Here is a 25805-nt window from a genome sequence, read left to right on the forward strand (position 1 = left end):
AAGTTGCTTCGGAGCGATTCAGAAGGTTTTCTTCTGATGGTGCCGGATGTACTCGCTGTTTGAGAACTCAATAGTGTGCCAAGTTTGTTGATACCAATGAATTATTCGATTGGTTATTGCGGCGCATGCCACCCCCGTGGTGTGTGTCGTGTTTAGCCTGGATTGTTGATCTTGTGGCAGCTGTTATGTCCTGTGAGGCCTTGTTTTTCCGGCAGGGTGGGATGTGGTGGTTGTTGCAGGGTTTTCTCTTTTTTCAGTTTTCTGATGGAGAGTTTGATCCTGGCTCAGGATGAACGCTGGCGGCGTGCTTAACACATGCAAGTCGAACGATGAAGCCTGTGCTTGCACGGGTGGATTAGTGGCGAACGGGTGAGTATCACGTGAGTAACCTGCCCTTGACTCTGGGATAAGCCTGGGAAACTGGGTCTAATACCGGATAGGACCATTCCTCGCATGGGGGGTGGTGGAAAGCTTTTGCGGTCTTGGATGGGCTCGCGGCCTATCAGCTTGACGGTGGGGTAGTGGCCTACCGTGGCTTTGACGGGTAGCCGGCCTGAGAGGGTGACCGGCCACACTGGGACTGAGACACGGCCCAGACTCCTACGGGAGGCAGCAGTGGGGAATATTGCACAATGGGCGCAAGCCTGATGCAGCGACGCCGCGTGCGGGATGACGGCCTTCGGGTTGTAAACCGCTTTCAGCAGGGAAGAAGCGTAAGTGACGGTACCTGCAGAAGAAGCGCCGGCTAACTACGTGCCAGCAGCCGCGGTAATACGTAGGGCGCGAGCGTTATCCGGAATTATTGGGCGTAAAGAGCTCGTAGGCGGTTTGCCGCGTCTGCTGTGAAAGCCCGGGGCTTAACTCCGGGTGTGCAGTGGGTACGGGCAGGCTAGAGTGCAGTAGGGGAGACTGGAATTCCTGGTGTAGCGGTGAAATGCGCAGATATCAGGAGGAACACCGATGGCGAAGGCAGGTCTCTGGGCTGTTACTGACGCTGAGGAGCGAAAGCATGGGGAGCGAACAGGATTAGATACCCTGGTAGTCCATGCCGTAAACGTTGGGCACTAGGTGTGGGGAGCATTCCACGTTTTCCGCGCCGTAGCTAACGCATTAAGTGCCCCGCCTGGGGAGTACGGCCGCAAGGCTAAAACTCAAAGGAATTGACGGGGGCCCGCACAAGCGGCGGAGCATGCGGATTAATTCGATGCAACGCGAAGAACCTTACCAAGGCTTGACATCAACTGGATCGCCGCAGAGATGTGGTTTCCCTTCGGGGCTGGTTGACAGGTGGTGCATGGTTGTCGTCAGCTCGTGTCGTGAGATGTTGGGTTAAGTCCCGCAACGAGCGCAACCCTTGTCCTATGTTGCCAGCGGGTTATGCCGGGGACTCATGGGAGACTGCCGGGGTCAACTCGGAGGAAGGTGGGGATGACGTCAAATCATCATGCCCCTTATGTCTTGGGCTTCACGCATGCTACAATGGCCGGTACAGTGGGTTGCGATGCTGTGAGGTGGAGCTAATCCCTAAAAGCCGGTCTCAGTTCGGATCGGAGTCTGCAACTCGACTCCGTGAAGTTGGAGTCGCTAGTAATCGCAGATCAGCAATGCTGCGGTGAATACGTTCCCGGGCCTTGTACACACCGCCCGTCAAGTCACGAAAGTTGGTAACACCCGAAGCCCACGGCCCAACCGGTTTTCCGGGGGGAGTGGTCGAAGGTGGGACTGGCGATTGGGACTAAGTCGTAACAAGGTAGCCGTACCGGAAGGTGCGGCTGGATCACCTCCTTTCTAAGGAGCTGGACTCGAGTCGAGTCCGCCCAGTGAGTGATCGGATGTATTGCTCTGGGTTTGCTCATGGGTGGAATATCAACAAATGTCCTGCGTATCAGGACCATCATGCTTGGCGCATCGTCTTGGCTTAGTACGCTCTGTTTCCTGTCCTTGTGTGGGTGGGTAGGGGTTGGAAGGTTTGGGTGGTGTGTTTTTGGTGTGGTGTGTGGTGCACTGTTGGGTCCTGAGGCCGTGAGTGCTTCTGGATTGTGGCTCTTGCTCCTGCTGTGTGGTGGGGGTGGGGGTTGTTGTTTGGGAACTGCATAGTGGACGCGAGCATCTGTAGTGATTTTTTGTGTTGTTGGGTGTCGTTTGTGTGTTTAAGTGTTTTAGGGCGCATGGTGGATGCCTTGGCAGCAGGAGCCGATGAAGGACGTGGGAATCTGCGATAAGCCTGGTGGAGCTGATAACCGAGCGTTGAGGCCAGGATGTCCGAATGGGGAAACCCGGCATGCTGTAGTGGTGTGTCACCCCGGTCTGAATGTATAGGGCCGGTGGGGGGAACGCAGGGAAGTGAAACATCTCAGTACCTGTAGGAAGAGAAAACAATTGTGATTCGGTGAGTAGTGGCGAGCGAAAGCCGATGGGGCTAAACCTGTGGCGTGTGATACCCGGTGGGGGTTGCGTTGCAGGGGTTGTGAGACCATCCGTCCAGGATCCACCGGTTCTGGGGGTTGAGGTGCGGGCGTATAGGCGAAGAGGGTTGAGTCCTTCACCGGAGAGGGTGTGAGTCCCGTAGCTGTAATGCGTTCCGCCGGCCTGTGGTGTGTTCTCGAGTAGCACGCGGCTCGAGGAATCGTGTGTGAATCTGCCAGGACCACCTGGTAAGCCTGAATACTTCCTGTTGACCGATAGTGGAGCAGTACCGTGAGGGAATGGTGAAAAGTACCCCGGGAGGGGAGTGAAAGAGTACCTGAAACCATGTGCCTACAATCCGTCAGAGCTGGGCTTTGGTCTGGTGATGGCGTGCCTTTTGAAGAATGAGCCTGCGAGTTAGTGCTTGGTGGCGAGGTTAACCCGTGTGGGGTAGCCGTAGCGAAAGCGAGTCTGAACAGGGCGTTTGAGTCGCTGGGTCTAGACCCGAAGCGGAGTGATCTACCCATGGCCAGGGTGAAGCGGCTGTAAGAGGTCGTGGAGGCCCGAACCCACCTAGGTTGAAAACTGGGGGGATGAGCTGTGGGTAGGGGTGAAAGGCCAATCAAACTCTGTGATAGCTGGTTCTCCCCGAAATGCATTTAGGTGCAGCGTTGCGTGTTTCCTCCAGGGGGTAGAGCTACTGGATGGCCGATGGGCCCTACAAGGTTACTGACGTCAGCTAAACTCCGAATACCTGTGAGGTGAGAGCGTGGCAGTGAGACGGTGGGGGATAAGCTTCATCGTCGAGAGGGAAACAGCCCAGACCACCGGTTAAGGCCCCTAAGCGTGTGCTAAGTGGGAAAGGATGTGGAGTTGCTGAGACAACCAGGAGGTTGGCTTAGAAGCAGCCATCCTTGAAAGAGTGCGTAATAGCTCACTGGTCAAGTGATTCCGCGCCGACAATGTAGCGGGGCTCAAGCACACCGCCGAAACTGTGGCAATCCACTTTTGTGGGTTGGGTAGGGGAGCGTCGACATCAGCGGTGAAGCCAGGGCGGAAGCCTCTGGTGGAGTGGTGTCGAGTGAGAATGCAGGCATGAGTAGCGAAAGCAACGTGAGAAACGTTGCCGCCGAATGACTCAGGGTTCCACCGTCAAGCTAATCTGCGGTGGGTTAGTCGGGACCTAAGGCGAGGCCGACAGGCGTAGTCGATGGATAACGGGTTGATATTCCCGTACCGGCGAAGAACCGTCCACGTGAAACCACTGATACTAACCACCCGAACCCCGCTTCACGGCTCTTCGGAGTCGATGGTGGGTCTAGCGTGGGACCTGATGTGGTGGAGCGAGCGTGTTAACAGGTGTGACGCAGGAAGGTAGCCGGGCCCGGCGATGGTTGTCCGGGTCTAAGAATGTAGGCCGGACCGTAGGTAAATCCGCGGTTCATGCAGGCTGAGATTTGATGGGCCCCCACTTCTGGTGGGGGATCCGGTGATCCTATGCTGCCAAGAAAAGCATCGACGTGAGGTTCTAGCTGCCCGTACCCTAAACCGACACAGGTAGTCAGGTAGAGAATACCAAGGCGATCGAGAGAATCACGGTTAAGGAACTCGGCAAAATGCCCCCGTAACTTCGGGAGAAGGGGGACCACCCCGGTGACGCGCCCTTGCGGTGACGGGCTGGTGGTGGTCGCAGAGACCAGGGGGGTCCGACTGTTTACTAAAAACACAGGTCCGTGCGAAGTCGTAAGACGAGGTATACGGACTGACTCCTGCCCGGTGCTGGAAGGTTAAGAGGACCCGTTAGGCCCTTTGGGGTCGAAGCGGAGAATTTAAGCCCCAGTAAACGGCGGTGGTAACTATAACCATCCTAAGGTAGCGAAATTCCTTGTCGGGTAAGTTCCGACCTGCACGAATGGAGTAACGAGACCCCCGCTGTCTCAACCGTGAACTCGGCGAAATTGCACTACGAGTAAAGATGCTCGTTACGCGCAGCAGGACGGAAAGACCCCGAGACCTTTACTATAGCTTGGTATTGGTGATTCGCATCACTTGTGTAGGATAGGTGGGAGACTGTGAAGCCGCCACGCCAGTGGTGGTGGAGTCGTCGTTGAAATACCACTCTGGTGTTGTGGATTGTCTAACTTCGGGCCCTGATCGGGTCCAGGGACAGTGCCTGGTGGGTAGTTTAACTGGGGCGGTTGCCTCCCAAAGAGTAACGGAGGCGCCCAAAGGTTCCCTCAGCCTGGTTGGCAATCAGGTGTTGAGTGTAAGTGCACAAGGGAGCTTGACTGTGAGACAGGCATGTCGAGCAGGAACGAAAGTTGGGACTAGTGATCCGGCGGCACCGTGTGGAAGGGCCGTCGCTCAACGGATAAAAGGTACCTCGGGGATAACAGGCTGATCCTGCCCAAGAGTTCATATCGACGGCATGGTTTGGCACCTCGATGTCGGCTCGTCGCATCCTGGGGCTGGAGTTGGTCCCAAGGGTTGGGCTGTTCGCCCATTAAAGCGGTACGCGAGCTGGGTTTAGAACGTCGTGAGACAGTTCGGTCCCTATCCGCTGCGCGCGTTGGAGATTTGAGAAGGTCTGTCCTTAGTACGAGAGGACCGGGACGGACGAACCTCTGGTGTGCCAGTTGTCCTGCCAAGGGCACCGCTGGTTAGCTACGTTCGGGATGGATAACCGCTGAAAGCATCTAAGCGGGAAGCCGGCTTCAAGATAAGATCTCCATCACCCTTTGAGGTGTGAAGGCTCCCTATAGACCATGGGGTTGATAGGCCAGAAATGGAAGCGCAGTAATGCGTGGAGTTGACTGGTACTAATAAGCCGACCACTTAAACCCCCTCATTTTGTCACCCGACACGGGTCCACCAGTTGGTGGGCGCAGGGTTGCTGCGGGTGTTACGCGTCCACTAGGCGGTTCCCAAACCACAAACCCCACACGCCACAGTGCCTCCTGCCCTCGCTCCAGAGGGGAGGGTGTGCGGGCAGAGTCACTGGTGATAACAGCACCAGGTATAACAAGATAGAGAATGCTGCCCCTGGTTGGGGTGGCGTGTTGTGACCACTAGGTTTACAACAACCCCGTCCCGGGTGGTTTTTCGCCCTGGTGGTGGGGGTTGTTGGATAAGGGTTACGGCGGTCATAGCGTGGGGGAAACGCCCGGTCCCATCCCGAACCCGGAAGCTAAGACCCACAGCGCCGATGGTACTGCACCCGAAAGAGTGTGGGAGAGTAGGACACCGCCGGACACACATTAAGGCTGAGGCCCGAGCAAAGAGCAATGACGCTCAGCTCGGGCCTCAGTCGTGTAGTAAACTGAATAGCCGCGTGCCTGAGCTGGCACGCGTTTTGCCACGGGGTGTGGCGCAGCTTGGTAGCGCGCGTCGTTCGGGACGACGAGGCCGCAGGTTCAAATCCTGTCACCCCGACCAAAGATCCTTGAAATCGCAGGGATGCAGCCCGGCTCCGCTTCACGCGGCAGCCGGGCTTTCTGGCCAGGCGACCACATTTCAACCACATGCGACCTCCGGGACGACACTCGGAATGTGTACACCCGGCAGTTAAGGCTCTGTCAGGGCCCGAGCAGAGCCAGGGGCAGCACGAGAACTCCGTCAGCTCTGCGATATGCGTAGTCACCGGCGTTGATGACCACACGCGCTATTTTCCGGTGGCCATCGATCTTGCTCTGTAACCAGTTGAGGTGCTTAACATCTTCATCGCGAGGTGCAGCAGCCAGCTTCACCTCGATCGCCACCACATTGCGCCAACGGTCCTCTACGATGATGTCGATCTCCTGTCTTCCCCGGGCAGTCCTCAGATGCCTCACCTTCGCACCAACTGCCTGCGCATAGACGCGAACCGACTGAACCACCAATGACTCGAAGAGCATCCCCAACCAGGTGCTTCCATCAGGGGTCAGGATGCTCGCCGTTCCGCTCAGCAGCCCGTCTGGATCCACACCTTCCATATGTGCGGCCAACGCAGGGTCAAGCAAGTGATGCTTAGGGCTTTGCGTGAGCTCTCGTAGCGGAGATATCGAAGGAGTCCACGCCGGAAGAGGCTCCAGAATGAACGTCCGAGAAAGCAGCTCCCTGTAGTGCTGGACTGTTGCCTTGCGGGGCTTGACCTCTCTGCCCGGAGTGGCCGCATCACGGATCTTCTCGTAGCTTGCATCAGTCGAGGAAGCGGCACCATAGGCGCGCAACCAGCTGAGCATAAGATCAGGGTTCCGCACCATCGACCCTTGTTCGGGAATCTCCTTGTGAGCTATCAGCTCCACATAACTGGTTAATCTTTCTGCGCGAACCCGCTCTGGCAGATCACGTATCCCGGGAAACCCTGAACGGAAGATTTCGTGCACATAGTCCTCAAGGCCCACTGCGGTCTCGCCCTCGACTGAATCCACGTCTCCCCGAAGAAGCTGAGCCAAAGACACAACAGGTTCGGCGACTCGTCGTTCTGCCCATGACATAGGGCGCATCGTAAAACGGTCGATGCGGCCAGCGCCGCTGTGGATCCGGGTTCCCGGAGGGACATCCGCAGACCCTGCCAGCAGGAACCGACCGCCAGCGGGATCCCTGTCCACTGAGGTCTTCACAAAGTCCCAGATCGGTGGATACAGCTGCCATTCATCGATCAGCAGAGGAAACGGGCCACTGTCGATCTGATGCGGCTGAGCTTCGAGAAGGGCGCGCTGGGCCGGATCCTGCAGTTCGTAGCTCTTCTGTGCTCGCTGCAGTGCCGTGGCCGATTTTCCGACGCCTTTGGCCCCTTGAATGGCAACAGCGGCCATATGGGGGAACATCTCATCCAGCAGGTCATCCAGGACCCGGCGCGTATAGGCCATAAATACTCCTCAGAGCATCGTCTCACCGGTGCTTGCTGTACCGTTTCGTCACGATCTATAGTACCTCTGCGTCACATGAAACCGTACTATTTCGTCACTCTGAACCGTACCGTTTTGCCACTGCGCCCTAAACGGCTTCTGTCGCGCGCCTGCTTATCGTGGCAATGGTGAACCGCCAATGGCTCTGAACGAAGCTGGACTCTCCAAAGCTGGTGCTCCAGAGCTGCTCTTGGTTGGGTGGGACACCTCGTTGGTCTCTTATATGGAGTTTCTCAGGGCGGCTGTGATGACGGTCAGTGTGGCGGTGAGAACCAGTGCGGCCGCGATGACCAGTGTGGTGGTCAGTGAACAGAGGGTGAGGGCCAGGCTGATGGTGATAACGCCCAGTGCGGTGGCGTTGCGCAGCAGTGCGAAGACTTCGGCTTTGCGCTGTGGGGGAGCTAGTTCGTCGAGGACGAGCTGGAAATAGGTGGAGAGCAGGGGCAGGAAGAACCCGACCAGGGCTGCTGCAGGCAGGGTGACGGCGATGGAGTGGTTCCAGGCGATCAGTGATGCCCCGAGGGTCACCAAGCACAGGTAGACGATGACCATATGCCGCGATGGGCGTCTGTTGCGGGTGGTGACCCATACCCCGCCGGCGACTGCGGCGATACACAGTGCCACCGGGAAGATAAACCCCAGTTCCGGGGTGTATCCGAAGTTGACCGCCAGTGCCACGGCTGCGATCTCCACGGCGCCGACGGCGGCGTAGAGCGCGGTGGCCGCGAAGAGCCACAGCAGGATCGTAGGGCTGAGGATCCTGCCCGCCGAGGTAGCACTACCCACCGGTGCGGGGCGGGGCATTGTGGGCAACAGGAGCAGGGGCGCTGCCCCGATCAGGGTCAATGCTGCCACGGCGAGCACCGGCGAGACCGCGCCCAGGCCTGAGGCCAGCAGGGGTGAGGTGACAAAGATGACCTCATTCACGGTGGCAGCGAGACCCAAGGCTCGGGGCAGCTTGCCGGTGGCTACCAGGTGATTGAGCACTGCACGCAGGAAACCGAAGGCGGCACCGTTGACCAGACCGGCCACTGCGGCTGCAATCACCAGGGTGACAAACGGTGCTCCCATGGCTGCGAAAGCCGCGATGGCCCCCAGTGCGAGGGCTCGGATGAGCAGGAGCAGCTTCAGGTAGCTGATGGCGTGGAAATGTCGGCCGAGGCGGGCCAGGGGGACTGCCCCGATCAGTTGGGCTGCGGTGAAGCCCAAGACCATTGCCGCACCACTGTTGGCGTCCCCAGTCAGTGGCAACGCCACCAGCGCGAAGGCGATGGGAGCGGCAGCTTGGGGCACACCGTAGCTGGCCAGGGAGGCGTACCAGCGCACCAGCGGTACGTGACTCATCGGCGTCCTGTCTTTCAGGCGCCGTAGGAGACGGTGGTGAACAGTGCGGTTGTGGCGCCGTCGTTCTGATAGGTGTGAGCCCGGTCAGAGCTGAACTCCCTGGCCTGCCCTGCGCTCAGGGAGTGTGGGAACTCGTCGAGGATTGCCCATGAGCACCATACTGCACATGGGGTGAGGCCGGGCGATCTCAAGAGGACCGCCGGCCTAGCTGCAACTTTTCATGTGTGCGTGACGACTTACAGGTGTCATCACGGTGACGCCCATGCCAGAAAGAACGGGAACAGCAAAGGAACAGAGAGCAGATGCGCACAACCGGACATGAGAGCCTGCCGAAGGTCGGTATGACGTTGCTGGCAGTCGCAGCCCTGGGTGTTTCCGCCTGTGGTTCAGATGAAAAGAACACCGGCGAGTCTGACCAGGTCACAGAGAACCAAAACCAGGCCAATGCATCAGACGCTGACAACCCCGGAGATGAGGACACCGAAGACGACGATGTCCAGGACGAGAGTGCCTCAGAAACAACAGGGGGAGCTGCCTGTGATCTTCTCACTGAAGAAGAGATTGAGGAGGTCTTCGGCTCCACGGTACAGGAAGGAGTCGGCTCACAGGAAGCCAGCGAGGAAGTCCCTGGAGGCCAGGATGGGGCCAGCTGCTTATGGCAGGGAGAAGAAGCGATGGTTTCCCTGACGGTCTTCAGAGAGGGCGATGCGGCTAGTGCCGAGGAAGCCTTCGAGATGACGGCGCGACCGCTTCAAGACCAGGACCTCGAGGAGGTCGACATCGCAGATGAGGCCCTGTGGATCGGGGAAGGGATGTTGCTGTTCCGCGAAGACGAGACCGTCTATATGTTGTCGCTGGGAGCAGTCGAGTTGGAGCAGGCTCAGCACCTGGCAGAACTGGTCCTTGGCAACGACTAAACCATCCCGCGACTCCTCTTCGGGTGAAACCGCGCTACTGCTCCCCCTCGGGGGCTGCACTATCTCAGCCACTTGACGATCAATGCACGAAGAAAGCACACGACTTTGGGAAGGACTCTCGCCATGAGTACCCTCGATCAATGCAGATTCACTAGGGTCAGCCTGGGTATCACTGCTGCGGCTATATTTGCTGTCACTGCCTGCTCCTCGGATGAAGATGCAGAGTTCGAAGACGTCAACTCAACGTCTGAAACAGAAGAGCAAGCAGAAGGAGAAGAAATCGGGACGACTTCACCTAGCGGTACACCCACTGAGGCGAATGACTCCGGTAACACACAGGCTGATGACAACTCCGATGATGATGAGACACATGAGTCTGCTTCAGAAGGTCCGCTCGATCCTGCCGATGCGCTAGAGACCGTTGAATACGAGGTTCCTGGAGAGGCCGGCAACACCGTGACGGTCGGGCTACATGACCTGCGCGTGGAAGGTGAGGTCATGCTGCTGGAGCTCTCCTTCACCGGCGAGTTCTCCAACCGGGACAGCAACAATATCTTCATGATGTTTGGCGGCACCGCCATCTACCCTGAACTCAACGATCGCGAGAACCTCAAGCAATACACGGTCATCGGTCAGGGCCACGATCGCTGGGCCACGGACTCTACGAACTCTGGGCACCAATACGAAAGCGGCCAGACGGCGCCGTACTGGGCCTACTACGCTGCCCCAGTCGATGAGATAGACACCTTGACAGTCTCTGTGATCCCCGGTGCGGTCGAATTCGAAGATGTCGAGATCGATTGGGACGGTCAGACCCCCGGTGGTTCTTCTGATGACACCGACGAAAACGGTACGGATGAGGACGGCCAGTGACCATGACGACGACAACAAGGAAGAATGCTCGGCCTCATGTACTCACCGGCTTGGCTGGTGTATGTGCCGCAGGTCTGGTGATCTGTGGAGTGGCACCGGCGGCCTCAGCCGATCAGCACCCCACGGAACCGCCGCCGGAGCCCGACGGCGGCATCTCCCAGAGTGACCTCGATTCATCCATCATCGTCTGGGATGCTTCTGAGAACATCATTGAACTGGGGCAAGGCAGCGATGAAGACGATGAGGATGTCCTCGTGTTGGAGACCGACTTGCTCTTCGCGGCCATGGAGTGGGAACCGTCGGAGTCTGCCCGTGCAGCGATCCCCGAGTTGGTCGAAGAGATCCCTGAAGGAGCTGCCGTAGATGTCCACGGCCATACCGACTCTAACCCGGTACCCGATGACTACGGTTTCGACAATCAGGAACTTTCAGAACGCCGGGCCCAGGCCGTGGCAGACATTCTGGAAGACCAGCGTCCCGACCTTGAACTCACTGTAGAAGGATTCGGAGACACCGAACCGGCTGTCACAGAAGATCCCGAGGACCCCAGCACTTACGCGGCCAACCGAAGAGTCGAAATCCGCTACAGCGAGTAACAGCCTTTCGACAGCGAGCGTCGAGTGACGCAGTGTTCTGGTGAGGTGATGACGTGCCGCAGACTGGAACACAACGCGGGCGCCGAAGGAAGGGAACACCATGGCGACTTACCTGTACATCTACGAGAGCGCCGATCGTCGCGAGGTCTACATCGGCATCGCCAACAGTATGGGACGAGTATGGGAACCACATAACCCAGAGGCCGAGGCTCTGCGTGACAGGCCAGGCTCCCGTATCCTCCAGACCGTCGAGCCCTTCTCAACCCGGGAAGATGCCCGAAAAGCCGAGGCCATCGCCATCTACATTGCTTCCCTTGCGGGGCAAAGAGTCCACCACATTGACGAGACCGACAACGATGAGGCCATCGGAGAGATCACTCCGACTGACACCGGCCTGTTCTACACCAACCTGGCTGGAACCAAGACAACCACCGTCCTTGAGCCGGCCATCTACTACAGGCCAGGTGAGACAGTGGCCTACGAGGAGCTTCGCAATACGGTGCTGGTGCGCATCAGCCCGGATCCTATCGACGAACGCCCGGCACCATTCGGCGGACACGGGGGAGCCCAGTTCGCGCAGCGTGCCCAGAAATGGTGGGGACTTGGAAAGGCCTCCCGCACGAACATGCAAGCCAACCAGCTGGTGGCCGTACTGACCGGCCAACAGATCGTCTTGGGCTCCTGGCGACTGGAGGAACCGAAATTCGCGTACGACGAGGAAGCAGGCAAGTGGAGCTTCGTCCTCGCCGATGCGGAAGAAGACAACCACGCTGATCTGAAAGGTCGCACATTGACTTTCGCGACTCGCTACCCGTTCCGGACCCTTGGCTACTCGGAGGACCTCCGGAGCTGAACGGTTGCTACCGCCCGGTCGCCTGCCCGGTGAGGGTGTCCCCGGAACATTTGAGTGTTCATCCCCCTATGCCTGGGGGTGGACTTGAGGTTGACTGAAGAGCAGCTGGCCACTTCCTGCGTTTCGCGAGTACGGGGTGGTCACAGCCAGGCGGTCATTGCGTTTATGCCCCCTGCCACGCCCGCCTGGTCCCGGCCCCGTCGCAGACTCCCGTTCACCTGCGGCGGGGCCCTCGCGCACGAGCAGAGCTGCGACCCTCACCTGAGACCGTGCCCGCTGACCGGCGTCACGAACTGAAGCCCGAAGAGCAGCCCCTGCCACTCACCAGCGGTGGTGGACCTGGGCCTTCACCCGCCGTGTGTAAAGCTCCCGCACGGAGTCGACAAACGACGCCGGCAGCTCGGCAACTTTTCCCGCTGCGGCATTGCTGCGCACCTGGTCAGCATTCCGCGCACCCGGAATCACCGAGGATACCCCCGGCTGCTGCGCTACCCAGGCGATCGCCGCGGCCGCAGGTTCCAGGCCGTGCTCGGCCGCCAAGGCCGAGAACTCCCGAGCAGCCTGAACCCCGGTGGTGTAGTCAACTCCAGAAAACGTCTCGCCGACGTCGAACGCCTCCCCGTGCCGGTTGAAGCTGCGGTGGTCGTCCGGGCTAAACACCGTCTCCTCGGTATACCGACCGGAGAGCAGGCCACTGGCCAGCGGCACCCGCGCGATGATCCCAACCCCTGCGGCCTGGGCCGCAGGCAGTACCCGCTCCAGCGGTTTCTGGCGGAAGGCGTTGAGGATGATCTGCACACTGGCCACACCGGGGCGGTCCATCGCCCAGAGAGCCTGCTCACAGGTCTCAACACTGACCCCGTAGGCGGCGATGGCACCTTCGGCAACGAGCGTGTCCAAAGCCGAGTAGACGGCGTCGGCGGTGAAGACATCATCTGTGGGGCAGTGCAGCTGCACCAGATCCAGGGTCTCGACCCCCAGGTTTCGCCGGGAACGGTCCGTCCAGGCGCGGAAGTTCTCCTCCGTGGCGTGCAGTAGAGACGGCTCCGGTGCCCGACGGATCATCTTGGTGGCCACTGTGCCCTCCCATTCGGGGTGCGCGGCCCGCCACCGGCCGATGAGCTGCTCACTGCGCCCATCACCATAGACATCAGCGGTGTCGAAGAACGTGATCCCAGCCTCGGCAGCGGCGTCAAGGACGGCGAAGGCCTCTGATTCCTCCATCGGCCCCCAGTCACCACCGATTTGCCATGTTCCCAGACCCACGACTGAGACGCGCCGGCCTGTTGTGCCCAATGTTCGCTGTTCCACGCCATTCCTTCCATCGGTGTTGATGCGCCCTGCGGCGGGTTTGCACCCATGAGGGAATCTTCGCCGGATCATGCACTCCAACACAAGAACCACGCGATCGGGTCCCCCGAGCCGGAGGGCAACAGGGGTGCCACGCGGTGGGCAGGGCAGTTTCAGGGGATGATGTTCTCTGATGAACGCTCTTTCCAACGGGCGGCCCCGGCCCCTACGGCGTGCACGCTGGGCTGCCATGGCCGCTTTTGCCACCAACGGTGCCCTGCCGGCTTCCCTGCTGGCCCGCTACGCGGAGGTCAAAGATGCCTTGGGCCTGACCCCGGCGCTTTTCGGACTCTTAGTGGTCGGGTTCGGGCTGGGTGGGGCGCTGGCCCTGCACTTCCCCGGTGCGGTGTCCCGCCAGCTGGGGGTGGCCCGTTCAGCATCTTTCGGCACCGTGTGGATGGGCGGGTGGTTGCTGCTGGCGGTGATCGGGGTGCAGATCGGCAATCCCTGGGTGACACTGGTGGGTCTTGTCTGTGCTGGGGCTGGCGACGCGGTGGTCGATGTCGCGCAGAATTCCCAGGGCATTCGCGTGCAGCAGGCCTATCGGCGATCACTGCTGAACTCGATGCATGCCGGCTGGAGCATCGGGGCAGCCGCCGGTGGGGGTGTGGGGACCGCAGCGGCTGTGCTAGGTGTGCCCCTGACCGTGCACATGGCGGTATGGGGTGCCGTGTGCATCCTGGTCATGGCGATTTCGGCTCGGTTCTTCCTGCCGGGAGCGGGGCCGATGCCTGAGGCACCCGATGGGTCATCCGGGGAAGAACAGCGCACGACGCCGGCAGCTCGCCCCACGCGTCGCCGGCTGGCGGTGATTCTGCTGCCGTTGGTGTTCGTGGCTCTGGCGGGGATCTCCGTTGAAGACATCGGAAACAACTGGTCGGCTGTGCTGCTTTCCGCCGAGCGTGACATGCCGGCATCCTCGGCGGGTATTGGTTTAACGGTGCTGCTCTCCGCACAGTTCATGGGCCGGATGGTGGGGGACCGGGTCATTGACTGGTTGGGTAGCCGCCGGACGCTGGTGGTGAGCTTGGCCGCCGTGGTGGCTGGTCTATTGGGCTCGGCCTGGGCCCCGACAGTGGCACTGACACTGGTGGGGTTGGCCTTGGCGGGGTTGGGGTGCGCGGTGACTGTGCCTATTGCTTTCGCGCGGGCCGACGCCGTCCCGGGCCTGCCCGATCACAGCGGAGTCACGCTGGTCAGCTGGGCCATGCGCAGTGTGACCCTGACGCTCTCACCGGTCATTGGACTCATCACCGAACTCAGTGCCCTGCCAGTGGCGCTCTCCGTGGTGAGTCTCATCGCTGGCACCGCTTTGATCCTGCAGCTGAAACCGACCGGACCGAAGCCCAGCTGAACCTCAGCTCTCCACGAAGGTGGTGAAAGCCTCGATGTAGTCTTTGGCTCTTTTGGTGGTCGACTCCGTGGCGGTGCCGTCGTCGTGGAACGTGCCCTCCCGTACTGATTCGGCCAGCACCGGCGAGCCCATGAGCTTCACGCCCAGGGGCGGGAGGCACTGCCGCAGTTGCGACTGGCTGTTGATGGTCCCGAAACGCCCGGGCGAGGCCCCCGTGATCCCCAGCTTTAACCCCGCCAGCTCAGAAGACCCACCACGGGAGAGAATATCGATCGCGTTCTTCACCGGCGCAGGGAAGGACTGGTTATGTTCCGGGGTGACCAGCAGTAGCCCGTCCACCGCAGCCACCTGTTCCTTGAACTCGGTCATCACCGATGGGAAGTCCGCATCGAGGTGACGGTCATACAACGGCAACTCCGCAATGCTGATCTCCACCATCTCAGCGCGCTGCGGTGCCTGGTCCGCAATCACCCGCGCCAACTTCCGGTTGATGGAATCCGGGGCGAGACTTCCCACGATGTATCCGATCCGAGTCATGCCACCGATGCTACAGAACCAGCGCCGCACCCTTCAGCCACAGCAGAACCCTCGCTGCGGGAACCGGCACCTTAAGCGCGTTGGAACACCCGGATCACGGCCCGCAGGGCCAGCACCGTCCCCCCGAAGGCCAGGATGATCCCGGCCAATTCGTACAGCGACATGATCCCCATCACACTCGGCCCAGCTTGGGATGTGATGAGCATGGCTGAAACGATCAGCGCCGCCACCGCCAACACGGCCCCGATGGCGTCGTCGAGCAGCCCGCGCATCCACACCCGGTCGGAGCTGTGCGCAAAAGGCCTCGCGTCGATGGTCAGCCGACCCTCGGTGAGTGCAGAGGTGATCTCCTCCACGCGCATGGGTAGTCGGCGGGCCACCGAAGCCGAGATTGCCGAGGTACCCAACGCCTGGGTGGCAACGCGACCGGGGGAGTTCTGCCGCCGCAGGATGGTGCCCATCCGGGTCCGGGCCGCTTCCAGCAGTGACATGCGCGGATTCAACAACAGCAGTGAGGACTCCACCGCCGCCAGACTCCGGAACGCGGCAGTCACCCCGGCGGGAATCCCCACCCCATGGTCGCGGGCTAAGTCGAACAGTCGGGCAAAGAGCCCGGCATCGAGCTCATTGCGCCCCTGCACCAGCGCGATCTCCCGGCCGATATCGCGCTGCAAGCGGGCGTGATCCACCGAATCCGGCACGTCAAAGGCGAGCACAAAAGCGTTCGTGGCGGTGACGGCGTCGTCGTGCACAATCCCGTGCAGCAGGGTGGCCAATACCTGCCGGGCCTCGGAATCCAGCACCCCGATCGACCCGAAATCCAACAGCCCCAGCCGCCCATCGTCTAAGAGCATGATGTTGCCCGGGTGCAGGTCTGAGTGGAACACCCCTTTGACGAAGATCCCCTCGATCAGCGCTGTGACTAGATCTTGAGCCAGTGCTTCACGGGTCGGCCAGTCGAGTGCGGCGACCCGAGGCTCCGCTTCGGTCAGCGGCACACCGTCGAGACGACTGACCACCAAAACCCGCGACGTCGTCAGCTCAGGAAAGGGCCGCGGAGTTCCGATGTAGTGCAGATCCCCTAAAGCGGCCTCCACCGCCCGGGTGTTGCTGAGCTCCTGCCGGTAGTCCAGCTCCCGACGGACCGAATCCATCAACTCGTCAACGATCGAGGTGAGGTTCATGGTCTTGGCCCACTCAAACCGCTCTTCAGCGATGATGGCGGCGTGGTGGAGCACATCGATGTCATCCCGGACCTGACCGCGGGCAGCCGGGCGCTGGACTTTCACCACCACCCGCTCACCGGAATGCGTGGTGGCCGTGTGAATCTGAGCCACTGAGGCCGCCGCCAACGGTTCCTGCGAGAACTCAGCGAACAGGGTGTCCGGGTCTTGACCGAGCTCGGAACGGATCACCTCCCGCACTGTAGCGGTAGGAATGGGGGAGGCCTCGGTCTGCAACCTGGCCAGGGCAGAGGTGATGTGCTCAGGCAGCAGGTCGTGCCGGGTGGCCATGAGCTGGCCGAGCTTGACGAATGTCACCCCGGAACGGTTGATCGCCTCGACCAGGGCGTCGCTGAAGTCCTGGTGGGCCGGACCCACCCGCAGCACCCGGGTCAACCCGGAAGACGACATAATCCGCGCTAACTGGCCGATTCGCCGGGCACGCCGCAACCGGTCGTAGGCACCGCGCAGCAGCTGCGGCAGGGAAGGGATCGAGGCCGTCGGCGCCAGGGCTTCCAACACGGTGAGCACAATGACGGTGGCCACATGCAACCACAGCAGGGCCAGTAGCCCACTGACCACCAGCACTGCGGGGCTCGGGGTGAACTCGCCTGCCGCGTCGATCAGCCCCAGCGCGGGGCCGAAGAGAGCCCCCAACGGCCACAGGCTCAACACCGCCAGCACCGAGGCCACGAGGGTACGGGCCAAACTCGTCTTGGTGCCCACCACTCGGCGGGTCGACAGTGCCAAGGCGGCGGTGACGACCACCGCGGCGATGACCAGCAGAATCACCAGTACGGTCTGAGTCATGGGCAGCTCCTTGGCCACACTCTACCGGCCACGGAGGAGACGACGACGTCGCCTGTCACAGCAACAGCCATACCGTCACCGCCGCACTGGCTAGGGAGAGCAGCAGAAAGAACCCCAACCAGATGAACGCCGGCAGCGGCAGCACCCGCCAGGCGCGAGCCGCCTGTGCGGCGTCGGTGCTTTGCGCCCGAGACGTGGCCCCGGGCCGGCGCGCCCCCACCGCCGCAGTGTGCACCCGGATGACATCGAAGACGCCGCGTACCCCCGCCAGCGCGTAAAACACTGCCAGGGCGGTGACCGTTAAACCAACCACCTGCGGGTCATTGACCCACCACACCACACCGGTGATGAGCACTGAGGCCAGACATGACAGGATGCCCACCACATTGCGGGACAGCAGCAACGCGAGCACCATCACCACCTGGTAGACGGTCAGTGCGGCCCCACCGTGGCCGGTGACCAACAGCAGTGCCATCGCCGCCCCCAACAGTCCGGGGGCCGGATAGCCGGCTAATGCGGTGAACAGCATCCCCGGTCCGCGGGGTTTACCCCGGGAGACGGTCACCCCTGAGGTGTCGCTATGCAGAGCGATCCCGGAAACCCTCCGCCCGGAGAGTACCGCGGCGGCAACATGGCCCATCTCATGGACGATGGTGGAGGCCTGGCGAGCGATCCGCCAGATGGGTGGCACCGCGGCAAGCACGACGACGACGGCGGTGACGATCAGCACCGACTCCGGTGCAGGGTCCACCGTGGTGGTCCACCGTTCAGTGATGAATTCCCAGACGGTACCCGGCGACAGCGAGGTGAACATCCCCTTAGCCTATGGTCCGCGGGGCTGAGTAGCCCACAACGGCGGGCGCTGGACCTCAGCGATTGTCCACTGAGCGGTTTTCCACACCGGTCAGCTGGAGTCAGGGTGGGAGCGCTAGGGTTGATGCCGTGACGATTGAGGGATCGAGTCCAGAGCGCCGACGTCGGCAGAAACAGCTGAAGTGGACGGCGTCGTTGGTGGCGTTCGTCATCGCCAGTGCACTGCTGACTGTGCTGATGCTGCCCAACCCGTGGGCCATAGCCGCCGGGCTGGTCTTCGGGCTCGCGGCCGGGGGAAGCACCTACGGGATGCTCGCCGGACGGGAGCTGGCCACCCAACGGCGCACCGCGGAGCTGACCACCGAACAGGCGGCTCTCAGTGAGCATCTCGACGGGATCGAAGCCACGGTGCGTACCCGCTCCACCGAGTTTCCGCCCTCCACCCATGGGCAGTTGCGCATGATGGTGGTCGGTCTGCGGGAGATCGTCCACCGCTGGGAGACCCTGCAACGGGCCCCTGAACAGCAGGACGCGGTGGCCCAGACCGTGCGGCGGCACTTGCCGCGGACCCTCGAGCTGTTTCTGGGGCTGCCCAATAGTGCCAAACCCCAGTACGCGGAGGAGTTCAAACAGCAGATCGGTGTCATGGCCGAGGCGGTCGCCAAGACCCGCGACCACGTGGTGGCCCGGGACCTCGCTGCGCTGAAGAACAACCGCATGCTGCTGGAGGAGTCGTTGACCGACCCCGACGAACGGCTGTTCAAAGAACACGGCCTGTAGGAAACACCGGCCGCTGACCTGCCACGGCAGTCCGCCACGCGCAGCAGCTGCTCAGCAGGGCCGGCGGTGAGACCTACCGGAGTTCAGGAATACCAGGCGGAGGCGTCCTCGTCGGGTTCTTCGTGCTCAGCGGCAGCCAATTCCATCTGCCGCACCACGTCAGTGGGTGGGTTGACCATCAGCACTGCCTCGTCACGCATTTTGGTGAGCTCATCTTCGATGAAGCTGGGCAGCGCCTCGTCGAGTTCGACGTCGCGTCCTTCCTTCTCGGATAGCCGCCACCGGTGCTCGAGCAACTGGTGCATCAACTCGGCCGGTTCGAGCTTGTCCCGCAGTTCCCGTGGGATCTTGGCGATCGTCGGCTGGAAGACATTCTGGGTCCACATATGCGCAGCGACCGCCTCGTCCCCATGCGGGTCAGTGGAGGCCCGGTACGCGTCGATCGCCGCCAGAAGACGCCGCGCCTGGTTTTCCTGGACGTCGAGGCCGGTCAACGCCATGAGCCGGCGCTGGTGGTGCCCGGGGTCCACCACCTTAGGCCGCAGCAGCAGTTGCCCCTGGTCCCGGGCGGAACGGATGTCGTATTCCTCGACGTCGAAGCCCAGCTCATTGAGCCGCCGGATGCGTTCCTCGATGAGCCATTTCTGATCCGGGTTGAAGGCGGTGTCCCCGGTCAGCTCGGTCCACAGCCCCCGGTAGGAGTCGATGAACTGGTGGCTGGTGGCCACCGGGTCGACCTCCTCGTCAACGAACCCGCCCTCCATCAAGTCCATCAGCTCCCCGGCGATATTGACCTGGGCGACGTCGAGGTCGTGCTCCCGCTGCCCGGCGGAGAGATGTGGATGGATCTCACCGGTCTCAGCGTCCACCAGATAGGCGGCGAACTGCCCAGCGTCCCGGCGGAACAGCGTGTTGGACAGGGAGACATCCCCCCAGTAGAACCCGAGTAAGTGCAGCTCCACCATCAGCAGAGCCTGGGCGTCAATGAGTCGGGTCAGGGTGTCCTTGCGCATCATCTGGTTGAACACTGCACGGTACGGCAGAGAGAACCGCAAGTGCCGGGTGACCAACGCCGGGGAGAGCGGCTCTCCGTCCTCAGTGGTGCGCCCGGTGACCTCCGCCACCGGTTTCACACACGGGGCGCCGAGCCGACCCAACTGGCGCAGCATGCGGTACTCATGCCGGGCCGCGCGCTCGGAGGTCTCCTTGATCGCGATAATCGACCCGCCCAGGTACGCGAACCGCACAATATGCCGGGAGATCCCCCGCGGTAGGGCGGCGATGACGTCCTCGGGCCACTCCACCAGTGGCAGGTGCCACGGCAGGTCGAGCAGCTCCTGGGGGATCGTGCCCGAAGCGGTGAGGCTGAGGCCTGGCAGGGGGCTCATGGGATGAAGCTTAGTGGGTTACCGCAGAGTTCACCCGGCGGTACGGGCCTCGGCGAAGACCTCCAGCACCTCAGCCAGGGATTCCGGGGCGGGGATCCGGTAGGCGGCCCGAGTCTCACCGGGGCCTACTTTGACCCCCACATCACCCTGACCCAACACCGCGAAACCATGCTCATCGGTGACGTCGTCGCCGGCGAAGAACACCGCATCCGGGGCAAGCTCGGCCCGCAGCTCATCGATGGCTTCACCCTTAGTGGCCAGCACCACCACCGCCTCCAGGATCTGCTTACCTTCCTTCTGGTGGGCCCCGTCAATAATCGTCAGTGCAGACCGGGCCTCGTCGAGAATCGACTCACCCAGGGCCAGGTCCTCGATGTGCCGCACGTGGATGGCCGCCCCCGCCGGCTTGTGTTCCACCCAGGCACCCTCATAGGTGGCGGCGATCTGCTCCAGGATCCGGATGATGTCCTCCCGGGCCCGCTGCTGAGCGGAGGTGAGTACCAACGACGGCGACCCGTCGCCAAGGTCTTTCTCCGCACCATGGGAGCCCACCAGCAGAGTGCCCTCCGGCGGGGAGGCCAATTCACGCAAGCCCTCCAGGGGGCGTCCGGAGACATAGGCCAGGTGGACGCCGTCGTCGAGCCCGGCGAGCCGTTCAATGGCCGCAGCATTGGCCGGCACCGGGCGGGCCAGGTGGGCATCGGGGACCAGCTCGGCCACGCAGCCATCGAAGTCCAGGCAGATCAACACCTGCGGCTGGTGGGCCAGGGTGCGCATCGCAGCGGCGAGATCCTCGGGCAGGGCGGCATCACTCACAGGCTCACACTTCCTTTACACAACGACGTCGGTCTCCCGCCGGCGGCACAGAACACCCGGGCAGGTGCTGACACCGGCAGCTTTAGGCGGCGGATGGTTTCAGCGTATCGAGACGGTCCAGGAAGTCACGCGCCCAGCGGTTGACGTTATGGGAGACCACCTGGCGGCGCAGGCTGCGCATCCGTTTCTTGGCGTCTTCGGGTTCGAGGTTCGCCGCCCGGACCATCGCGGCTTTGAGCTCCTCGACATCGTGCGGGTTGATGAGTAATGCCTGGCGTAGTTGGTCAGCGGCGCCGGTGAACTCACTGAGCACGAGGACTCCGGTGCCCATTTTTCGGGCGGCCACATATTCCTTGGCCACCAGGTTCATCCCGTCGCGCAGCGCGGTGACCAACATGACGTCGGCAGCCAGATAGAGCGCGACCATTTCCTCCACCGGGTAGGAGTGGTGCAAGTACCGCACCGCAGTGTGGCCCATGGTGTCGAATTCCCCGTTGATTCGCCCCACGGTCAGTTCAATCTCATCGCGTAGCTGCTGGTAAGAGGCGACCCCCTCCCGGGAGGGGGAGGCAATTTGAACGAGGCAGGCCTGGCCCACGGTGAGCTGACCGTCTTGGAGGAGCTCTTCATAGGCCTTGAGCCGGTGGCGGATCCCCTTGGTGTAGTCCAACCGGTCAACGCCCAGGAACACTGTCTGGGGGTTGCCGAGCTCCTCGCGGATCTGGGCGGCCCGGGCGATGATCTTCGGGTCGTTGGAGAGTTCGACGATCTTGTCGGTGTCGATGGAGATAGGGAAGGCCTTCGCCTCGGCGATCCGGTAGGTGCCCTCTTCGGGGACTGAGAGCTGCCGGGGGGCGGTACCGCGGGCGGGGTCGGCGTTGAACCCGGCCAGGGGGGAGCCGGATTCGTCGTCGGGCTGCAGCGGGACGTAGACCTGATCGGATTTGATGTAGTAGCCGAGCCGGTCCCGTACTGCGCGCTGGAAGTTCTTCGCATCCGAATCCCGCTGAAAGCCAATGAGGTCGGCGCCGAGTAGTCCGCGCAGCACCGAGTGCCGCCACGGCAACTGGGCGAACAGCCCCGGGGGTGGGAAGGGAATGTGGTTGAAGAACCCGATGGTCAGGTCCTCGCGTAGTTCCCGCAGCATCTGCGGTACCAACTGCAGCTGATAGTCCTGGATCCAGACGGTGGCACCTTTGGCGGCCACGGTGGCCGTGGCCTCGGCGAACCGACGGTTGACCCGCCGGTAGGTGTTGAACCAGCTGCGGTGAAAGTCGGGGCGAACGATGACGTCGTGGTACAGCGGCCAGAGTGTGCCGTTGGAGAAGCCTTCGTAGTAGCCCTCGACCTCCTCGGTGCTCAGCGGCACCGGGTGCAGGTGGATGCCTTCGTGGTCGAAGGGCTGAAGGGTTTCATCGGCGGCTCCATGCCAGCCGACCCACGCCCCGCCGGAGTCGGCCATGATGGGGGCCAGCGCGGTGACCAGTCCGCCGGGGGAGCGTTGCCAGCCCACACTGCCGTCATCTTTGGTCACCCGGTTGACCGCCAGCCGGTTGGCCACCACGACGAAGTCGTAGCCGCCCTGCGGGGCTGCGACCCCGGTTTCGGGCACTTCGTGACGTGTGGTGGTTTCCCGTTCTTCTCCGGTGAAGCCCATCTGCGGTCAGCGCCCCTTTCGACTCCTGCATCTTTCCTTCACGGTAACCCACCGGCGGGCCTTTCGGTGCAGATCAGCCGGTTTCCCCCGGACTGTTCACTGAATCACACTGGTGGTTGTGGGTTCGGAGCTGACGGGCTCACCGGCTACCATGGGACAGTTCTTCTGCCCTGACCATCGCGAGACCACACGCACTCGGAGAGCATTTATGGCGCGCAACACTGAGACGTCCTCCGCCCGTGAGCGGGCACGTAAGCTCCAGCAGCAGCAGGAGCGCCGCCAGAAGCGGGCCTCCCTGGTGCTGCCGGTCATCGTCACTGTCCTGGCTGTGGCTGTCATCGGTGGACTGTTCTGGTGGGTGGTCGCTCGCGAAGGTGAGGGTGCTAACTACACCGAGGGCCCGGCTCCCGCGGTGGCCAATGAGCACGGTGGGATCACCCTGACGTCCTCCACGGAGATCGCTGAGGGTGACGACCTAGGCACGATCGACGCCGATGAGTTGCCTGAAACTGACGGCATCGGGACCACCCCTCGGGAAGAGGGCGAACCCCCGCATGTCATCATTTACACCGACCCCGGCTGCCCGGTCTGCCAGCAGATGGAAGAGCAGTACGCCGACACGATGGCTGAGTTGGTCGACGACGGGCTCATCACCTTGGAGTATCGCACTGTGGCGGTGGTTCCCTCGCAGAGCAACTACTCCTTCCGGGCGAATAACGCGATCGCCTGCATGGCTGAGGAATCCCCGGAGAACTACAAGTCCTACCTGACCCACATCACCTCCACCTACGCCCAGGCGGAGGCGGATAACGAGACCCTCGCCGCAGTGGCTCGCAACGCCTACGACGTCGATATCTCCGAGTGCATCGAGGAGGGCACCTTCCGGCCGTTCGCCTCGTACACCCACAACGTGGCCAGTGAGGTCGCCGCCTCTGATGAACGCTTCGGTGGCGGGCTGGGCACCCCCTCAGTGTTCATCGACGACTCTCAGAACTACGGGCTGGACTTCATTGGCCCGCTGTTGGAGGCTGTCGGTGAATACGGTGAGGAGATCGGCGAGGACCTCGACGCCGATGAGCTCGAAGAAGAAGCTGAAGAAGACGCCGATGAGGCCGAAACTGACGCTGACGAGGAGACAGACGCCGAGGAGACGACCGAGGACGACGACGCCGAATAAGGGCTCCTCGCCACCGTTTCACTCCCCGCTGCCGCAGCTGTAGGATAGGGTGTTGGCGCTTTCGCGTCAGGCCTCCTTAGCTCAGCTGGTAGAGCAACTGTCTTGTAAACAGTAGGTCGTCGGTTCGAATCCGGCAGGGGGCTCAGAAGTCTTATAGAGAGAGAAAGATGCCGCGCCAGGACAAATTCACTATCGGGGCGCTGCTCGTCGCCGCCTTCGTGATGATCCTCAACGAGACCATCATGAACGTGGCGCTCTCGCCGCTGATGGACGAGTTCGCCGTCTCCGAACCGACAGTGCAGTGGTTGACCACAGCGTTCATGCTCACCCTGGCGGTGGTCATCCCCACCACCGGGTACATCATCCAGCGGTTCAGCCTGCGCACAGTGTTCACCGTGGCGATGGCCCTGTTTATCCTGGGCACCGCCCTGTGTGCCATTGCCCCGGGCTTCTCCTTCTTGGTGGCCGGTCGCGTGGTCCAGGCCGCGGGGACCGCGATCATGCTGCCGTTGCTGATGACCACTGTGCTGACCCTGGTGCCCCTGGAGCGCCGCGGGGTGGTGATGGGCAATATCGCCATCGTCATCTCGGTGGCTCCGGCAACCGGACCGGCTCTCAGTGGGTTCATCCTCTGGGTGGCCGATTGGCGGTGGATGTTCCTGACCATCCTGCCTATCGCCGTCGTCGCGCTGCTGCTGGGCCGGCCACGGTTGTCCACCCAGGCGGGCACCGCCGGCAAACGGCTGTCCATTCCCTCACTGCTGTTGGCGGTGCCGGGCTTCGGTGGGATCGTCTACGGGATCAGTCAGATTGGCGGCGGGCACGGAGCCGCCGATGTGGAGGATCCCGACGCTGCTCTCGGTGGACCGGAAGTGGACCTGGTGGCCATCGGGGTGCTTATCACCGGGGTGGTGTGCTTAACGGCCTTTGCTCTGCTGCAGGTGCGGCTGCAGAAGTCGGACACCGCACTGCTGAACCTCAAGCCCTTCACGTACACGCAGTACACCCGTGCGCTGGTGATGATGCTGCTGATGATGATCGCGCTGTTCGGGGCCCTCATCATCCTGCCGCTGTTCCTCCAGCAGGTCCGCGGACTGGACACTCTGCAGACCGGTCTCATCATGCTGCCGGGCGGGCTGCTCATGGCGCTGATGGCCCCCATTGTGGGTCGGCTCTACGACCGGGTGGGCCCGCGTCCGCTCGTGGTGCCCGGAGCGCTCATCTTGGTGGTTTCCCTGTTCCTGATGAGCCTGCTGAGCCCGACGACGGCGATTGGGTTGGTCCTTGCCCTGCACCTGCTGCTCTCCGGTGGGCTTGCGCTGCTATTCACCCCGGCGTTCACCACGGCGATGAACCCGCTGCCTGCCCCGCTGTACTCCCACGGTTCGGCATTGCTGAATACGTTGCAGCAGCTCGCTGCAGCCATTGGTACCGCTGCGCTTGTGGCGGTGATGGGCATTGGTGCAGCCGCAGCCGCTGCAGACGGTCTGGCTGCGGAAGCCGCCGCCGTGGAGGGCTTCAGGACCGCGTTCCGCACGGCCGCAGGCTTGAGTCTCATCACTCTGCTGCTGAGCTTCACCCTGCGGGCCACGAAAGCTGAGGGATCTGAGGCGGTTTCCGCCCCGGAGCCAGCCCGTCACTGAGCCGGCGTGCTGACGCAGCAGAAGGGCCCAGACGATGCACTGATCATCGTCCGGGCCCTTCGTGTTCATCCTGTGTTTTCAACTGCGTGGTGATGAAGCTCCGCATGTGCCCGCTGTCTGGCGTGCGGGTCACGGGAGAACTACCGGTCCGGGCCGCACCTGCCCGCGACCGTGGACATGCCGGTGACATGTTCCCTGGGGAAGCGGGGCCCGCCCGCACCAGGCGAGCCCCGCTCGTGTCGCACCCAAGTGAGTACTACCTTACACGCGAGTCGGCAGATTAGGGAAGGTCGATCTTTCGAAATACTGGAGACGTCGTCGTCGTGCTCATAATCGGCCTCTGACCTGGGAAAACGTGACGCTTTGCGCCTGACATATT

At 62.0% G+C, this 25805-nt stretch carries 17 protein-coding genes, 2 tRNA genes and 3 rRNA genes; 13 read left to right on the forward strand and 9 right to left on the reverse strand.

Going from position 1 to position 25805, the window contains the following annotated elements; genetic code table 11:
- Positions 1-261 precede the first annotated feature (261 nt).
- From H578_RS0110180 to H578_RS0110195, 4 genes are all read left to right on the forward strand, one after another.
- Positions 262-1788, forward strand: a 16S ribosomal RNA gene (locus tag H578_RS0110180).
- Positions 1789-2148: 360 nt separating this feature from the next.
- Positions 2149-5249: ribosomal RNA gene (locus H578_RS0110185) — 23S ribosomal RNA — on the forward strand.
- 292 nt (positions 5250-5541) lie between these two features.
- Positions 5542-5658, forward strand: a 5S ribosomal RNA gene (gene rrf, locus H578_RS0110190).
- The 16S, 23S and 5S rRNA genes sit together here with 1 tRNA gene alongside, the layout of an rRNA operon.
- Positions 5659-5764: 106 nt before the next feature.
- Positions 5765-5841: transfer RNA gene (locus H578_RS0110195), tRNA-Pro, on the forward strand.
- 140 nt (positions 5842-5981) lie between these two features.
- Here H578_RS0110195 and H578_RS0110200 read toward each other — a convergent pair.
- Together H578_RS0110200 and H578_RS14730 are read right to left on the reverse strand one after the other, a co-directional pair.
- On the reverse strand, positions 5982-7256 hold the full coding sequence (locus H578_RS0110200; protein WP_022873582.1) for an ATP-binding protein: 1275 nt from the start codon (positions 7254-7256) through the stop codon (positions 5982-5984).
- A 258-nt stretch (positions 7257-7514) separates the two neighbouring features.
- Positions 7515-8639 (reverse strand): MFS transporter, encoded by a 1125-nt coding sequence (locus H578_RS14730; protein ID WP_022873583.1) that lies wholly within the window; start codon positions 8637-8639, stop codon positions 7515-7517.
- A 302-nt stretch (positions 8640-8941) separates the two neighbouring features.
- Between H578_RS14730 and H578_RS0110210 the strand changes: the two genes are divergently transcribed.
- The 4 genes from H578_RS0110210 to H578_RS0110225 all read left to right on the forward strand — a co-directional run bounded on the left by H578_RS0110210 (position 8942) and on the right by H578_RS0110225 (position 11878).
- Positions 8942-9556: a hypothetical protein gene (locus H578_RS0110210; RefSeq protein ID WP_022873584.1), complete on the forward strand. Its 615-nt coding sequence runs from the start codon at positions 8942-8944 to the stop codon at positions 9554-9556.
- Positions 9557-9679: 123 nt separating this feature from the next.
- Complete coding sequence (locus H578_RS0110215; RefSeq protein ID WP_022873585.1) at positions 9680-10429, forward strand: hypothetical protein; 750 nt, start codon at positions 9680-9682, stop codon at positions 10427-10429.
- A 2-nt stretch (positions 10430-10431) separates the two neighbouring features.
- Positions 10432-11025: an OmpA family protein gene (locus H578_RS14735; RefSeq protein WP_156837300.1), complete on the forward strand. Its 594-nt coding sequence runs from the start codon at positions 10432-10434 to the stop codon at positions 11023-11025.
- A gap of 100 nt (positions 11026-11125) precedes the next feature.
- Complete coding sequence (locus tag H578_RS0110225; RefSeq protein ID WP_022873587.1) at positions 11126-11878, forward strand: hypothetical protein; 753 nt, start codon at positions 11126-11128, stop codon at positions 11876-11878.
- Positions 11879-12199: 321 nt separating this feature from the next.
- Here H578_RS0110225 and H578_RS0110230 read toward each other — a convergent pair whose 3' ends face one another.
- Complete coding sequence (locus tag H578_RS0110230; RefSeq protein WP_022873588.1) at positions 12200-13189, reverse strand: aldo/keto reductase; 990 nt, start codon at positions 13187-13189, stop codon at positions 12200-12202.
- A 172-nt stretch (positions 13190-13361) separates the two neighbouring features.
- On the opposite strand from H578_RS0110230, the gene H578_RS14740 reads away from it, so the two are divergent.
- A complete protein-coding gene (locus tag H578_RS14740) occupies positions 13362-14582 on the forward strand; it encodes an MFS transporter (RefSeq protein ID WP_022873589.1) in 1221 nt (406 codons plus the stop codon).
- 3 nt (positions 14583-14585) lie between these two features.
- On the opposite strand, the gene H578_RS0110240 is transcribed toward H578_RS14740, so the two are convergent.
- The 3 genes from H578_RS0110240 to H578_RS14750 all read right to left on the reverse strand — a co-directional run bounded on the left by H578_RS0110240 (position 14586) and on the right by H578_RS14750 (position 17966).
- On the reverse strand, positions 14586-15119 hold the full coding sequence (locus H578_RS0110240) for an NADPH-dependent FMN reductase (protein WP_022873590.1): 534 nt from the start codon (positions 15117-15119) through the stop codon (positions 14586-14588).
- Between the two features lie 71 nt (positions 15120-15190).
- Complete coding sequence (locus H578_RS14745) at positions 15191-17152, reverse strand: ABC1 kinase family protein (RefSeq protein ID WP_022873591.1); 1962 nt, start codon at positions 17150-17152, stop codon at positions 15191-15193.
- A gap of 55 nt (positions 17153-17207) precedes the next feature.
- Positions 17208-17966, reverse strand: coding sequence for a M50 family metallopeptidase (locus H578_RS14750; RefSeq protein WP_022873592.1), 759 nt, complete (start codon positions 17964-17966; stop codon positions 17208-17210).
- Between the two features lie 128 nt (positions 17967-18094).
- On the opposite strand from H578_RS14750, the gene H578_RS0110255 reads away from it, so the two are divergent.
- Positions 18095-18745: a hypothetical protein gene (locus H578_RS0110255; protein WP_156837301.1), complete on the forward strand. Its 651-nt coding sequence runs from the start codon at positions 18095-18097 to the stop codon at positions 18743-18745.
- 83 nt (positions 18746-18828) lie between these two features.
- On the opposite strand, the gene H578_RS0110260 is transcribed toward H578_RS0110255, so the two are convergent.
- The 3 genes from H578_RS0110260 to H578_RS0110270 all read right to left on the reverse strand — a co-directional run bounded on the left by H578_RS0110260 (position 18829) and on the right by H578_RS0110270 (position 22606).
- Positions 18829-20133 carry a DUF4032 domain-containing protein gene (locus tag H578_RS0110260; protein WP_022873594.1) on the reverse strand — a complete coding sequence of 435 codons (1305 nt, stop codon included), beginning with the start codon at positions 20131-20133 and terminating at the stop codon, positions 18829-18831.
- A gap of 30 nt (positions 20134-20163) precedes the next feature.
- Positions 20164-20949, reverse strand: a complete 786-nt coding sequence (gene otsB, locus H578_RS0110265) for a trehalose-phosphatase (protein ID WP_022873595.1) — start codon at positions 20947-20949, stop codon at positions 20164-20166.
- A gap of 82 nt (positions 20950-21031) precedes the next feature.
- Positions 21032-22606 (reverse strand): alpha,alpha-trehalose-phosphate synthase (UDP-forming), encoded by a 1575-nt coding sequence (locus H578_RS0110270; RefSeq protein ID WP_022873596.1) that lies wholly within the window; start codon positions 22604-22606, stop codon positions 21032-21034.
- 208 nt (positions 22607-22814) lie between these two features.
- Between H578_RS0110270 and H578_RS0110275 the strand changes: the two genes are divergently transcribed.
- From H578_RS0110275 to H578_RS0110285, 3 genes are all read left to right on the forward strand, one after another.
- The gene (locus H578_RS0110275) at positions 22815-23783 is read left to right on the forward strand and encodes a DsbA family protein (RefSeq protein WP_022873597.1); all 969 of its coding nucleotides are present in this window, start codon (positions 22815-22817) and stop codon (positions 23781-23783) included.
- Positions 23784-23853: 70 nt separating this feature from the next.
- Positions 23854-23926, forward strand: a tRNA-Thr gene (locus tag H578_RS0110280).
- 24 nt (positions 23927-23950) lie between these two features.
- The gene (locus H578_RS0110285; protein ID WP_028464167.1) at positions 23951-25426 is read left to right on the forward strand and encodes an MDR family MFS transporter; all 1476 of its coding nucleotides are present in this window, start codon (positions 23951-23953) and stop codon (positions 25424-25426) included.
- Positions 25427-25805 lie beyond the last annotated feature (379 nt).

The sequence above is a fragment of the Nesterenkonia alba DSM 19423 genome, assembly GCF_000421745.1.
Lineage (GTDB): Bacteria > Actinomycetota > Actinomycetes > Actinomycetales > Micrococcaceae > Nesterenkonia > Nesterenkonia alba.

Excerpts from the sequence above, each read along its gene's own strand:
- H578_RS0110200 (WP_022873582.1), bottom strand. The coding sequence starts at position 7,256 with ATGGCCTATACGCGCCGGGTCCTGGATGACCTGCTGGATGAGATGTTC.
- H578_RS0110275 (WP_022873597.1), top strand. The coding sequence starts at position 22,815 with ATGGCGCGCAACACTGAGACGTCCTCCGCCCGTGAGCGGGCACGTAAG.
- H578_RS14735 (WP_156837300.1), top strand. The coding sequence starts at position 10,432 with ATGACGACGACAACAAGGAAGAATGCTCGGCCTCATGTACTCACCGGC.
- H578_RS0110210 (WP_022873584.1), top strand. The coding sequence starts at position 8,942 with ATGCGCACAACCGGACATGAGAGCCTGCCGAAGGTCGGTATGACGTTG.
- H578_RS14740 (WP_022873589.1), top strand. The coding sequence starts at position 13,362 with ATGAACGCTCTTTCCAACGGGCGGCCCCGGCCCCTACGGCGTGCACGC.
- H578_RS14750 (WP_022873592.1), bottom strand. The coding sequence starts at position 17,966 with ATGTTCACCTCGCTGTCGCCGGGTACCGTCTGGGAATTCATCACTGAA.
- H578_RS0110240 (WP_022873590.1), bottom strand. The coding sequence starts at position 15,119 with ATGACTCGGATCGGATACATCGTGGGAAGTCTCGCCCCGGATTCCATC.
- H578_RS0110225 (WP_022873587.1), top strand. The coding sequence starts at position 11,126 with ATGGCGACTTACCTGTACATCTACGAGAGCGCCGATCGTCGCGAGGTC.
- H578_RS14745 (WP_022873591.1), bottom strand. The coding sequence starts at position 17,152 with ATGACTCAGACCGTACTGGTGATTCTGCTGGTCATCGCCGCGGTGGTC.
- H578_RS0110285 (WP_028464167.1), top strand. The coding sequence starts at position 23,951 with ATGCCGCGCCAGGACAAATTCACTATCGGGGCGCTGCTCGTCGCCGCC.
- H578_RS14730 (WP_022873583.1), bottom strand. The coding sequence starts at position 8,639 with ATGAGTCACGTACCGCTGGTGCGCTGGTACGCCTCCCTGGCCAGCTAC.
- H578_RS0110215 (WP_022873585.1), top strand. The coding sequence starts at position 9,680 with ATGAGTACCCTCGATCAATGCAGATTCACTAGGGTCAGCCTGGGTATC.
- H578_RS0110270 (WP_022873596.1), bottom strand. The coding sequence starts at position 22,606 with ATGGGCTTCACCGGAGAAGAACGGGAAACCACCACACGTCACGAAGTG.
- H578_RS0110260 (WP_022873594.1), bottom strand. The coding sequence starts at position 20,133 with ATGAGCCCCCTGCCAGGCCTCAGCCTCACCGCTTCGGGCACGATCCCC.